The sequence below is a fragment of the Kitasatospora sp. NPDC028961 genome (assembly GCF_055564815.1).
In genome coordinates this window covers 227,497-239,786 of record NZ_JBVHVO010000005.1, presented here as the reverse complement: position 1 = coordinate 239,786, position 12,290 = coordinate 227,497, and the positions used below count along the sequence as shown (strand labels likewise).

Sequence of the window (12,290 nt, the reverse complement as noted above, 5' to 3'; positions counted from 1 at the left end):
GCGCAGGGGTCACCCGCTCATGAGCCGCGCCGCTCATGCGCCGGACTCTAATGCCCTTCCGGCCGCCGTGGTGTCATCCGGGAGTGTGATCTGCGACTGACCTGGCCCGATACCGGAAGGCCGTTGTTCAGATCGTCAGACCGAGGTCCTGCGCGAGGATCGCCGCCTGCACCCGGCTGCGCATCCGCAGCTTGGCGAGGATCCGGCTGACGTGCGTCTTGGTGGTCGCCTCGGCCATCTCCAGCCGCTCGGCGATCTCGCCGTTCGACATCCCCGCGCCGATGCAGGCCAGCACCTCCCGCTCGCGCGGGGTGAGCCCCGACACCGACTCCCGCGTCTCGGGTCCGACCGCGCGGCCGGGGCGGGCGAACGTGCCGATCAGCCGCCTGGTCACCGAGGGCGCCAGCATGCCGTCCCCGCGCGCCACCGTGCGGATGCCCTCGACCAGGGTGTCCGCCTCCAGGTCCTTCAGCAGGAAGCCGGCCGCGCCGGCCCGCAGCGCGCCGTAGACGTACTCGTCCAGGTCGAAGGTGGTCAGCACCAGCACCTGGGCGGCCCCCGCGGCCACCACCCGGCCGGTCGCCGAGACGCCGTCCAGCCGGGGCATCTGCACGTCCATCAGGACGACGTCGGGCCGCAGTTCCAGGGCCAGCCGCACCGCCTCCTCGCCGTCCGCGGCCTCCCCGACCACCTCCAGGTCCGGCTCCGCCCGCAGGATCATCACCAGCGCCGCCCGGACGGCCGCCTGGTCCTCGGCCACCAGCACCCGAATCGTCATGCCCGCCGCTCCCCTTCCGCCGCCACCGGCTCCCGCGGCAGCACCGCCCGTACCGTCCAGCGGTCCCCGACCGGACCGGCCTCGAAGCTGCCGCCGAGCAGCCCGGCCCGTTCCCGCATGCCCACCATCCCCGCCCGGGCGCCGGGCAGCTCCCGGCCCACGTCGGTGCGGTACGGGCTGTCCACGGTGATCCGCAGCTCCTGCGGAAGGTACTCCAGCAGGACGTGCACCCGGCCCGGGCCGGCGTGCTTGAGCGCGTTGGTGAGCGACTCCTGCACGATCCGGTACGCCGCCAGCCCGACCGGCACCGCCGGCTCCCCGCGCTCGCCGTGCTCCGCGAGCTCGAACTCCAGCCCCACGGCCCGCCCGGCGTCCCCGGCCTTGGCCAGCAGCGCGTCCACCGCACCCAGGTCGGGCGCGGCATACGACGCGTCGGCCTCGCCGCCGCCACTGTCGCGCAGCAGCCCGATCATGCGGCGCATTTCGGCCAATCCCTGCACGCTGTTCTCCCGGATCACCCCCAGCGCCGCCACCAGCGGATCCTCCGCCGTCCGGTGCTGGCGCCGGGCCACCGACTGGGCGCCGGTGGCGTGGATCGCGATGGCCGACAGGTGGTTGGCCACCACGTCGTGCAACTCCCTCGCCATCCGCGCCCGTTCGGCGACCACCGCCTCGCGCCGGTCCATCTCGGAGAGCAGCGCGGTCTGCTCGGCGCGCAGCCGCTGGCTCTCCGCCTCCTCCCGGTGCCTGCGCACCAGGTCCCCGGTCCACACCGGTCCGAGGAAGATCAGCGAGGTGAGCACCACGACGGCCAGCGCCGTCGGGGCATCGCTGTACAGGAAGGACAGGCTGCTCAGGACGAGCACCGAGGCGGCGCCGGACAGGTGCAGGAAGCGGGACATCCGCGGGCGCCCGTAGACCACCGCCGCGTAGAGCAGGTCGGTGTACATGATGGTGGTCGCGATCAGCGCACCGCTGAAGATGCTCGCCGCGAAGACCGCCCCGCCGAGCGTCACCGTCAGGATCGGGCGGGTGCGCCGGAACAGCTCCAGCGCGGCCGTGACCAGCAGCGGCGGCAGCACCAGCCAGCGCGGCACGGCCGAGGAGTGGTCGTAGACCTTGGACGCGATCAGCACCAGCCCGCCGACCAGCCCGAAGAGGGCGATCGCCCGGTCCTCCTGCCGCGGGGTGAGTGTCGGTCTGCGCACTCCCCCATCAGATCATCCCCGGCCGGCCCCCGGCTCCCGTCCAGGGAGGAGCCGCCGTACATCGAAAGGTGCAGGCCCGGCTCGGCGTCGGCGACGACGACGGGGGTGCCCCGGGCGGCAAGGCTGGGAGGTACCGCCGAGAAGTCCGGGAGTCACCATGATCGTCACCCTCGTCATCGGGGCCGAGGTCGCCTTCTGGGTGCTCCTCGCCCTGGGGCTCGCCACCCGCTACCTGCTGCGGCTGCGCGGGGTGAGCACCGCGCTGCTGGTCGGCCTGCCGGTGGTGGACCTCACGCTCTTCGTGCTCACCGTGCTCGACCTGCGCGGCGGCGCCACCGCGAGCTGGACGCACGCGCTGGCCGCGAGCTACGCGGGCTTCTCGATCGGCTTCGGGCCGTCCCTGGTCCGCTGGGCCGACCGGCACTTCCAGTACCGCTTCGCCGGCGGCCCCAAGCCCAAGGGCGCCCCCAAGTACGGGCCCGCGCGGACCCGCCACGAGTGGGAGTTCTGCCGCCGCACCGTGGTCTCGGCCGCCATCACCCTGGCGCTGATCACCGCGCTCGTCCCGCTCTCCGACGGCGCCGCCGGCTTCGGCACCTTCACCGGCTGGTACCTGCGGCTGGGCATGGCGGCCGGGATCAACGTGATCGTGGCCGGCTGCTACTCGCTCTGGCCCAAGGAGGCGCCGGCCGGCGCGATCGTCGAGGACGGGCACGTGGTCGGCTGGAGGATCCCCCAGCAGCAGTAGCGGCCCGCCGCCGGGCGCCCCGCCGACCGGCGGGGCGGTCGGCTCAGCGGTTCTCGCCCGGCACCCAGAGCACGTCGCCACGCTCCTTGTTGGCCGCCCGGGCCAGGATGAACAGCAGGTCGGACAGCCGGTTGAGGTACTTGGCGGTCAGCGGGTTCACGGTGTCCCCGTGCTCCTCGATCGCCGCCCAGGTGGCCCGTTCGGCCCGCCGCACCACCGTGCAGGCCAGGTGCAGGTGGGCCGCGCCGACGGTGCCGCCAGGGAGGATGAAGCTGCGCAGCTTCTCCAGCGACTCCAGGTAGTGGTCGCAGTCCGTCTCCAGCTTGTCGATGTAGGACTGCAGCACCCGCAGCGGCGGGTACTTCGGGTCCTCCACCACCGGGGTGGCCAGGTCCGCGCCGACGTCGAAGAGGTCGTTCTGCACCCGGACGAGCACCGCGGTGACGTCCTCGGCGAGGCCTCCGGCTGCGATCGCCACGCCGATCGCGGCGTTGGCCTCGTTGGTGTCGGCGTACGCGATCAGGCGCGGGTCGGTCTTGGTCGTGCGGCTCATGTCACCGAGCGCGGTGGTGCCGTCGTCGCCGGTACGGGTGTAGATGCGCGTCAGATTGACCATGCCGCCCAGCCTAGCGAGCCGGGTTAGGCCGCGTTAACCCCCAGCCCGAGGGTCTCGTCGCTACGCGACGTTCACCCTCCCCCAGCCTCCGGCCGGGAGGTACCCCCACCCCAGCCTCCGGCCGGGAGGTACCCCCACCCCAGCCTCCGGCCGGGAGGTACCCCCAAGCCCGAGGGTCTCGTCGCTACGCGACGTTCACCCTCTGCCCGGGCGGGGCGGCTTCGAGCCAGGCGAGGAAGCCGGTCAGGGCGTCGTCGCTCATCGCCAGCTCCAGCGGGGCGCCGTTGTGCAGGCAGCGGAGCACGACCGAGCCGGAGAGCAGCGCCAGCTCCTCCTGGCCCTCGGGGTAGCGCCGGCCGAGCACCTCGATCTCCCGGCGCGGGAGCACCCGGCGCGGGCGCGGGGCGTACGAGAAGACCCGGAACCACTCGATCGAGTCACCGCTGTAGCGCCCGATACCAAAAACCCACCCCTTGCCATCGGTCTGGGGGACCGGGGCCGAGGTGGGTTTGCCGTTCTCGTCGAGGTCGGGCTGCGTCGAGGCGTCGGCGGGCATTTTGAGCCGGTAACTGCAGTCGAACGTTCCGCCGACCCGCTGGATCACACGGCGCCGTACCGCGAACGCCACCAGGCCGATCACACCCAGCGCAACGACCGCCGCGCACACCACAAGGGCGAGGACCATGCTCACCTACCTCCTCGCTACCCGCGTTCCCCGTATCGGTCGTATCAGGCGACCGCGTTGACCTACCAACTGAGACGACAGTCCCGGGGTCACGCTCACGCGTCCCCGGGACCGTCGGTCGACCCCGCCAAGCGAGGGTCCGGCGCACTCAGGCGTGGGCCTTGAGACCGCGCGCCGCGAACAGACGCACCTCGGCGCGTCGCTCGGCGTGCTCGTCCAGGTCCGACTGTGCCTTCTCCAGTGCACGCTCGGCGCGCGCGACGTCGATCTCGTCCGCCAGCTCGGCGATCTCCGCGAGCAGAGACAGCTTGTTGTCGGCGAAGGAGATGAAGCCGCCGTGCACAGCGGCGATCACGGTGCCGCCGTCCACGGTGCGGATGGTGACCGGACCGGTCTCCAGCACGCTCAGCACCGGGGTGTGACCCGGCATGATGCCGGTGTCACCGGAGGCCGTACGGGCGACGACGATGGTGGCCGCACCGGACCACACCTTGCGGTCGGCTGCGACCAGCTCGACGTGCAGCTCAGCCAACGTGGGCTCCTAGGCTCATGCAACCCTCGATTACTCGGGAGTTTCGGTAAGAATAACGGGCCCGCGCCCCCGGCATGAAACCGGCGGCACGGATTTGACCGGAATCACAGCCGGTGCGACGTGAGGGGTGGGTCCCAGGGCTGGGGCCCACCCCTCACGATCACACTCGGCTGCTACCGGACGCGACTACTTCTTCGCGAGCTCGGCGGCGTTCTTCTCGAGGTCCTCGATGCCACCGCACATGAAGAAGGCCTGCTCGGGGACGGAGTCGTACTTGCCGTCCGCGATCGCGTTGAAGGCCTCGATGGTCTCCGACAGCGGCACGGTCGAACCGTCGACGCCGGTGAACTGCTTCGCCACGTAGGTGTTCTGCGAGAGGAAGCGCTCGATGCGACGGGCACGGTGGACCGTGATCTTGTCCTCCTCCGACAGCTCGTCCATACCGAGGATGGCGATGATGTCCTGGAGGTCCTTGTACTTCTGCAGGATCCCCTTGATACGGATGGCCGTCTCGTAGTGGGTCTGCGCGATGTACCGCGGGTCGAGGATGCGGGACGTGGAGTCCAGCGGGTCGACGGCCGGGTAGATGCCCTTCTCCGAGATCGGGCGCGACAGAACGGTCGTCGCGTCCAGGTGGGCGAAGGTGGTGGCCGGGGCCGGGTCGGTCAGGTCGTCCGCGGGGACGTAGATCGCCTGCATCGAGGTGATCGAGTGACCGCGGGTCGAGGTGATGCGCTCCTGGAGGAGGCCCATCTCGTCGGCCAGGTTCGGCTGGTAACCCACCGCGGAGGGCATCCGGCCGAGCAGGGTCGACACCTCGGAACCGGCCTGGGTGAACCGGAAGATGTTGTCGATGAAGAGGAGCACGTCCTGCTTCTCGACGTCACGGAAGTACTCCGCCATGGTCAGCGCGGAGAGCGCGACGCGAAGACGGGTGCCCGGCGGCTCGTCCATCTGGCCGAAGACCAGCGCGGTCTTGTCCAGAACGCCCGAGTCCACCATCTCGTGGATGAGGTCGTTGCCCTCACGAGTGCGCTCGCCGACGCCGGCGAAGACCGACACACCACCGAAGTTCTCGGCGACGCGGTAGATCATCTCCTGGATCAGAACGGTCTTGCCGACACCGGCACCACCGAACAGACCGATCTTGCCACCGGTGACGTACGGGGTGAGCAGGTCGATGACCTTGATGCCGGTCTCGAACATCTCGGTCTTGGACTCGAGGTCCTTGAAGGCCGGCGCCTTGCGGTGGATCGGCCAGCGGACCTTGACCTCGGCCTCGAACTCGGCCTTGTCGACGTTCAGCACCTCACCGAGGGCGTTGAAGACCTTGCCCTTGGTGATCTGGCCGACCGGCACCGAGATGGCGGAGCCGGTGTCGGAGACCTGCGCGCCACGGACCAGGCCGTCGGTCGGCTGCATCGAGATGCCGCGGACCATGCCGTCGCCGAGGTGCTGCGCGACCTCGAGGGTCAGGACCTTCTTGCCCGAGCCGTCGGGGTTGTCCACCTCGACGTGCAGGGCGTTGAACATCTCCGGAATCGCGTCGACGGGGAACTCCACGTCGACGACCGGGCCGATGACCCGCGCGACGCGGCCCGTCGCCGTGGTCGGCTCAACAGTGGTGGTCATTCTCATTCGCTCCCGCGGCTAGCGTCGGCGAGGGCGTTGGCACCGCCGACGATCTCGCTGATTTCCTGGGTGATCTCGGCCTGACGGGCCGAGTTGGCAAGCCGCGTAAGCGACTTGATGAGCTCTCCGGCGTTGTCCGTCGCGCTCTTCATCGCGCGCCGGCGAGCGGCGTGCTCCGATGCGGCGGACTGCAGCAGCGCGTTGTAGATCCGGCTCTCGACGTACCGCGGCAGCAGTGCGTCGAGGACGCCCTCCGCCGACGGCTCGAAGTCGTACAGCGGGAAGATCTCGTGCGTGGCCTTCGACTCGTCGCTGAGCTCGACCTCGTCGAGCTTCAGCGGCAGCAGCCGGGCGTCCACCGCGGTCTGGGTCAGCATGGACTCGAACCGCGTCGAGATCACGTGGACCTCGTCGACACCGTCCGTCTCGGCCGTGAAGGCCGAGATCAGAGCGGCCGAGACCGCCTTGGCGTCGCCGTACGTCGGCTTGTCCGAGAAGCCCGTCCACGACTCCGCGACCGCGAGGTCGCGGAAGCCGTAGTACGAGACGCCCTTGCGGCCGACGACGTACGTCACCACGTCCTTGCCCTCGCGGCGCAGGCGCTCGGCGAGCACCAGCGAGGCCTTGATGGCGTTGGACGAGTAGCCGCCCGCCAGACCGCGGTCCGCCGTGATCAGCAGTACCGCGGCGCGCGTGGCGGCCGGGTTCTCGCTGGTGAGCGGGTGCTTGGCGTTGGACCGGGTGGCCACCGCCGTCACCGCCCGGGTGAGCTCATCGGCGTACGGAGTGGAGGCGGCCACCGCGCGCTGCGCCTTACCGATGCGCGCCGCGGAGATCATCTCCATCGCCTTGGTGATCTTCTTCGTCGCGGTGACAGAGCGGATCCGGCGCTTGTAGACCCGAAGCTGTGCTCCCATGGGTCGTTACGTCCTTTCCCTCGCTACCGGACTCAGGCCTGCTCGGAGAGCAGCTTGCCGTCAGCCGTGGTGTAGCCCTGCTTGAAGGCCTCGATCGCGGAGGTCAGCGCGTCGATGGTGCCGTCCTCCAGCTTGGAGGTCTCGACGATGCCGGCCAGCAGGTTCTTGTGCTGAAGGCGCAGGTGGTCCAGGAACTCGCGCTCGAAGCGGCGGATCTCCGCGACCGGGACGTCGTCCAGCTTGCCGGTGGTGCCGGCCCAGATGGAGACGACCTGCTCCTCGACCGGGAACGGCTGGTACTGGCCCTGCTTGAGCAGCTCGACCATGCGCGCACCGCGCTCCAGCTGGGCCTTGGAGGCCGCGTCCAGGTCGGAACCGAAGCCGGCGAAGGCCTCCAGCTCACGGTACTGGGCGAGGTCCAGACGCAGACGGCCGGCGACCGACTTCATGGCCTTGATCTGGGCCGAACCACCGACGCGGGAGACCGAGATACCGACGTTCACGGCCGGGCGGATGCCGGCGTTGAACAGGTCGGACTCCAGGAAGCACTGGCCGTCGGTGATCGAGATGACGTTGGTCGGGATGTACGCCGAGACGTCGTTGGCCTTGGTCTCGATGATCGGCAGACCGGTCATCGAGCCCGCGCCCAGCTCGTCGGAGAGCTTCGCACAGCGCTCCAGCAGGCGGGAGTGCAGGTAGAAGACGTCACCCGGGTAGGCCTCGCGGCCCGGCGGACGACGGAGCAGCAGCGACACGGAGCGGTACGCCTCGGCCTGCTTCGACAGGTCGTCGAAGATGATGAGGACGTGCTTGCCGTCGTACATCCACTCCTGGCCGATGGCCGAACCGGTGTACGGGGCGAGGTACTTGAAGCCGGCCGGGTCGGAGGCGGGAGCAGCCACGATCGTGGTGTACTCCAGCGCGCCGGCCTCCTCCAGGGCGCCACGCACGGACGCGATGGTGGAGCCCTTCTGGCCCACGGCGACGTAGATGCAGCGGACCTGCTTCTTCGGGTCGCCCGAGCGCCAGTTGTCGCGCTGGTTGATGATCGTGTCGATCGCCACCGCGGTCTTGCCGGTCTGGCGGTCGCCGATGATCAGCTGACGCTGGCCGCGGCCGATCGGGGTCATCGCGTCGATGGCCTTGATACCGGTCTGCATCGGCTCGTGGACCGACTTGCGGACCATGACGCCGGGGGCCTGCAGCTCCAGGGCGCGACGGCCGGTGGAGGCGATGTCGCCCAGACCGTCGATCGCGTTGCCCAGCGGGTCCACGACGCGGCCGAGGTAGCCGTCGCCGACCGGCACGGAGAGGACCTCGCCGGTGCGGCGCACCGTCTGGCCCTCCTCGATGCCGCCGAACTCACCGAGGATGACGACACCGATCTCACGGGTGTCGAGGTTCAGCGCGAGGCCGAGCGTGCCGTCCTCGAACTTCAGCAGCTCGTTCGCCATGACCGAGGGCAGACCCTCGACATGGGCGATGCCGTCCGCCGCGTCAGTGACCGTGCCGACCTCTTCACGCGAGGCGGCGTCCGGCTGGTACGACTGGACAAAGTCGGCCAGCGCGTCCCGGATTTCCTCCGGACGGATCGTAAGCTCCGCCATCAGGCTTCCCTGCTCTCCTAGTTTGCGATCCTCGGCCCGCCATTGAGGGCCGCAAGTATTCGACTCTCGGCCGGGTCTCTCGAACCGGCCGTACGATTTGCCGGCTCCGGTGGAGCCGGTTCCCGACCGAGGGTCGGATGTTCTTCGGTGCTCAGCCTTCGAGCGACTGGCGAGCGCCTTCGAGGCGGCTCGACACGGTGCCGTCGATGATCTCGTCGCCGATCTGGACCCGGACACCACCGACGACCTCGGGGTCGACGTCGATGTTCAGGTGGACCCGGCGGCTGTACAGCCGGCCGAGAGCGCCTTCCAGGCGATCCTTCTGGCTGTCGGACAGCGGCACCGCGGTGGTGACCAGGGCCACCACGCGCCCGCGCCGTGCGGCGGCGAGCCTCGAGTAGGACTCGAGGCCCTGCTCCAGGCTACGGCCACGCGGGTTGTTCACCAGGGCGGTGACCAGCCGGACGGTGCCCGCGTTGGCGCGGCCACCGAGCAGCTTCTTGATCAGCTCGGCCTTGGCGACGGCGCCGGCCTTGGGCTCGGTCAGCGCGGAGCGCAGCTCGGTGGAGCCGTTCACCACCCGGCCGAACCGGAACAGCTCGTCCTCGACGTCGTCCAGGACACCGGCCTTGTCGGCGGCGATGACCTCGGCGTACGCGGCCAGCTCCTCGACCGAGTCGACCAGGTCGCGCGACCCCGACCAGCGGGAGCGGACCAGGCCGGAGACCAGGTCGATGGTCTCGCCGGAGACCTGCCCGGTCAGCAGCGAGGAGACCAGCTGGGCCTTGTCCTGGCCGGACCGGGACGGGTCGGTCAGGACGCGGCGCAGCGACACCTCACGGTCCAGGAGGACCGTGACGGCGGTGAGCTCCTCGGCGACCTTGACCGCGTCCACCGAGGTGGAGTCGGTCAGGGCTTCGAGGTTCTGCCGCCCGGCGGCGAGGGCCTCGCGGCTAGCGCCGATCACTTGGCCGCACCCGGAGCAACGGTGGCCTTGGCCTCCAGCTCGTCCAGGAACCGGTCGATCACGCCGCTCTGCCGCGTGTGGTCCTCGAGGGACTCGCCCACGATGCGGGAGGCCAGCTGCGAAGCGAGCGAACCCACGTCCTGGCGCAGGGCGGTGGTCGCCTGCTTCTTGTCGGCCTCGATCTGCGCGTGGCCGGCGGCGACGATGGCCTCGCGCTGACGCTGGCCCTCCTCGCGCATCTCGGTGAGCTGGGCAGCGCCCTGCTCGCGAGCCTGCTCGACGATGCGGGCAGCCTCGTGACGCGCCTCGGCGAGCTCGGCGCGGTACTGCTCAAGCAGGGCCTGGGCCTCGGCCTGAGCGGCCTCGGCGCGCTCCATGCCGCCCTCGATGGCGTCCCGACGCTCCGACAGCACCTTCTCGATGCTGGGGAGGAGCTTCTTGCCGAGCAGCCCGAAGACGATGAAGAAGCAGAGCAGGCCGATGATGATCTCGGGCCACGCGGGGAGGAGCGGATTCATCTGCTCCTCGGCCGCGAGCGAAGCCGCGATGCTCATATCTGGACCTTCCTCAGAAAGGGCTACGCCGGAATTACTTGCCGGTGCCGAAGACGAACGGCATGACGATGCCGATCAGGGCGAGCGCCTCGGTCAGCGCGAAGCCGATGAACATGTTGGAACGGATCAGGCCGGCAGCCTCGGGCTGACGGGCCATGGCCTGGACACCGTTACCGAAGATGAGACCAACGCCGATGCCGGGGCCGATGGCCGCGAGACCGTAGCCGACGGAGGCGATGGAACCGACGACGCCCTCAGCGAGCATGCTCATTGCAATTGTCCTTTGCAGGGGTGGTGAACCGGTGGTGATTGGCCACCGGGCGATCCGGGAGGTTGGTTCGTGAGGGGCCGGGGCCCCAGGCTCAGTGCGCCTCTTCGAGGGCACCGGCGATGTAGCTGCTGGCCAGCATCACGAAGATGTAGGCCTGCAGGAACTGGACCAGCAGCTCGAAGGCGGTCAGGCCGATGGCGACGATGAACGACGCCGAGCCGTAGAGCGCGCCCAGGGTCGGGCTGAGCAGGTACCAGGAGGCGATGGAGAACATCACGATCAGCAGGTGGCCGGCGAACATGTTCGCGAAGGCTCGGACCGCGAGCGTGAACGGGCGCACGAAGATGTTCGAGAAGAACTCGATCGGCACCAGGATGAACATGACCCAGCCGGGGATGCCCGAGGGCCAGCAGAGGTTCTTCAGACCGCCGACGAAGCCGTGCTTCTTGAAGGTCAGGGTCATGTAGGTGATCCACACGACCCCCGCCAGGCCCGCCGGGAAGGCGATGGCCGCCGTCACCGGGAACTGGGCGAACGGGATGACCGACATGATGTTCATCAGCCAGACGAAGAAGAACATCGAGACGAGCATCGGGACGAACTTCTCGCCCTTCTTGCCGATCGTCTCCAGCACGATGGACCGCTTGACGAAGTCGTAGCCGATCTCACCGACCAGCTGCAGCTTGCCGGGCACCAGGCGCGGCTTGGCGAACGCGGCCCAGAAGAAGACGACCACCAGCACTGCGACGATCATCGACAGCAGCATCGGCTTGTTGAATTCGAAGCTGCCGATCGAGAAGATCGGCTTGAAGTCGAACTCGTTCAGGCCGGGGGCCGGGAAGCCGCAGCCAGCGTCCCCGAAGTGGCAACTGCCTGAGGCGAGCGAAGACGTGAGTTCAGCACTCACCACGGACTCCTTCGTCGTGACGCATGGTTACGGCAACCTCGGTGTGTCGGCGTGGCCCGAGGCCACGGTGCGGCACTGGAACTTGATGGGTTTCTCGCCGATCCCGCACGGCGGTGCGCTGCACCACAGCGGGATCATCGAAGACTGCAAGGATCCGGGGGGCGATCCGTCCATCGTGCGGACAGACCTGGCCTCTTCCCGTACTCCGTTGTTGCGACGGACGATAGCAGTCCGTCAGTGCGGCATAAACACTGCCCCCCTCGTTGGGGGGACAGCCGGGCCTCGTCACTGTTGACGCCCCGAGTCCGAGGGCTTGTCGCCCTTGTTTTCGGAGGCGTCGGCCTCGACGTAGAAGGTCTTGGCCTTGAGCGCACCGCGCACCTGGAAGCCCGTCCAGATCAGGGCGCAGCCCAGCAGGGTGAAGGCGAACGCCTGCCGGTTGAAGAGTTCGGTGTTCTTGAAGACCGCGAGGACGATGCCGACCAGCAGGATCTGCGTGGTGTAGACGAGCAACCCCGCAGCCATCATCATCTGCGGGTTCGACCTGGTCAGCCGGTCGAGGGCGACCTGGCCGAAGCTGAAGAACGCCACCACCAGCAGCGCGCCGAAGAGGGCGCCGAGCAGTCCCTTGCCACCTGCGACGGCGAATGAGATCGCCATGGCGATGACTCCGGCGACCGCAGTGGGGATCGCGGCGCCTCGGAGGATCCGGGCGTCGTTGGACGGCATGTCGGCAGCTCCGGCGGCATGTCGATGTGGCAGGGGGACGGGCACAGAACGTGGTGGTGGTACCGACCAAGGGACCGCCGTGGACCGGCCGCTCTGCGGCGAGTCCGTCGAGGGAGACCGACCGGGGACGGAAGTCCTC

The 12,290-nt window shown here is 69.3% G+C and carries 14 protein-coding genes; 1 reads left to right on the top strand and 13 read right to left on the bottom strand.

Going from position 1 to position 12,290, the window contains the following annotated elements; all coding sequences use genetic code 11:
- Positions 1-127 precede the first annotated feature (127 nt).
- Positions 128-778, bottom strand: a complete 651-nt coding sequence (locus ACZ4UX_RS13390; RefSeq protein WP_329489624.1) for a response regulator transcription factor — start codon at positions 776-778, stop codon at positions 128-130.
- The gene (locus ACZ4UX_RS13385) at positions 775-1,986 is read right to left on the bottom strand and encodes a sensor histidine kinase (protein ID WP_465706690.1); all 1,212 of its coding nucleotides are present in this window, start codon (positions 1,984-1,986) and stop codon (positions 775-777) included. Before ACZ4UX_RS13385 ends, ACZ4UX_RS13390 begins: the two co-directional genes overlap by 4 nt.
- Positions 1,987-2,143: 157 nt before the next feature.
- On the opposite strand from ACZ4UX_RS13385, the gene ACZ4UX_RS13380 reads away from it, so the two are divergent.
- Positions 2,144-2,734 (top strand): hypothetical protein, encoded by a 591-nt coding sequence (locus tag ACZ4UX_RS13380; RefSeq protein ID WP_352289382.1) that lies wholly within the window; start codon positions 2,144-2,146, stop codon positions 2,732-2,734.
- Positions 2,735-2,777: 43 nt separating this feature from the next.
- Here the strand turns inward: ACZ4UX_RS13380 and ACZ4UX_RS13375 are convergent, their stop codons facing one another.
- From ACZ4UX_RS13375 to ACZ4UX_RS13325, 11 genes are all read right to left on the bottom strand, one after another.
- Positions 2,778-3,350 carry a cob(I)yrinic acid a,c-diamide adenosyltransferase gene (locus ACZ4UX_RS13375; protein ID WP_352289379.1) on the bottom strand — a complete coding sequence of 191 codons (573 nt, stop codon included), beginning with the start codon at positions 3,348-3,350 and terminating at the stop codon, positions 2,778-2,780.
- 184 nt (positions 3,351-3,534) lie between these two features.
- Entirely contained in the window at positions 3,535-4,035 is a 501-nt protein-coding gene (locus tag ACZ4UX_RS13370; RefSeq protein WP_329489620.1) for a DUF2550 domain-containing protein, read from the bottom strand.
- 148 nt (positions 4,036-4,183) lie between these two features.
- Entirely contained in the window at positions 4,184-4,567 is a 384-nt protein-coding gene (locus tag ACZ4UX_RS13365; RefSeq protein WP_148642910.1) for a F0F1 ATP synthase subunit epsilon, read from the bottom strand.
- 186 nt (positions 4,568-4,753) lie between these two features.
- Positions 4,754-6,199, bottom strand: coding sequence for a F0F1 ATP synthase subunit beta (gene atpD, locus ACZ4UX_RS13360; RefSeq protein WP_329489619.1), 1,446 nt, complete (start codon positions 6,197-6,199; stop codon positions 4,754-4,756).
- Positions 6,200-6,201: 2 nt separating this feature from the next.
- Positions 6,202-7,116 carry a F0F1 ATP synthase subunit gamma gene (locus ACZ4UX_RS13355; RefSeq protein WP_465706689.1) on the bottom strand — a complete coding sequence of 305 codons (915 nt, stop codon included), beginning with the start codon at positions 7,114-7,116 and terminating at the stop codon, positions 6,202-6,204.
- 32 nt (positions 7,117-7,148) lie between these two features.
- Positions 7,149-8,723, bottom strand: coding sequence for a F0F1 ATP synthase subunit alpha (gene atpA / locus ACZ4UX_RS13350; protein ID WP_329489617.1), 1,575 nt, complete (start codon positions 8,721-8,723; stop codon positions 7,149-7,151).
- A gap of 151 nt (positions 8,724-8,874) precedes the next feature.
- The gene (locus ACZ4UX_RS13345; RefSeq protein WP_329489616.1) at positions 8,875-9,690 is read right to left on the bottom strand and encodes a F0F1 ATP synthase subunit delta; all 816 of its coding nucleotides are present in this window, start codon (positions 9,688-9,690) and stop codon (positions 8,875-8,877) included.
- A complete protein-coding gene (locus ACZ4UX_RS13340; protein WP_329489615.1) occupies positions 9,687-10,244 on the bottom strand; it encodes a F0F1 ATP synthase subunit B in 558 nt (185 codons plus the stop codon). The genes ACZ4UX_RS13345 and ACZ4UX_RS13340 overlap by 4 nt, the downstream gene beginning before the upstream one ends.
- Positions 10,245-10,278: 34 nt before the next feature.
- Positions 10,279-10,515 carry an ATP synthase F0 subunit C gene (atpE, locus tag ACZ4UX_RS13335; protein WP_030235786.1) on the bottom strand — a complete coding sequence of 79 codons (237 nt, stop codon included), beginning with the start codon at positions 10,513-10,515 and terminating at the stop codon, positions 10,279-10,281.
- 91 nt (positions 10,516-10,606) lie between these two features.
- Positions 10,607-11,422, bottom strand: a complete 816-nt coding sequence (gene atpB, locus ACZ4UX_RS13330; RefSeq protein ID WP_329489614.1) for a F0F1 ATP synthase subunit A — start codon at positions 11,420-11,422, stop codon at positions 10,607-10,609.
- A 285-nt stretch (positions 11,423-11,707) separates the two neighbouring features.
- The gene (locus tag ACZ4UX_RS13325; protein ID WP_465706688.1) at positions 11,708-12,082 is read right to left on the bottom strand and encodes a hypothetical protein; all 375 of its coding nucleotides are present in this window, start codon (positions 12,080-12,082) and stop codon (positions 11,708-11,710) included.
- Positions 12,083-12,290 lie beyond the last annotated feature (208 nt).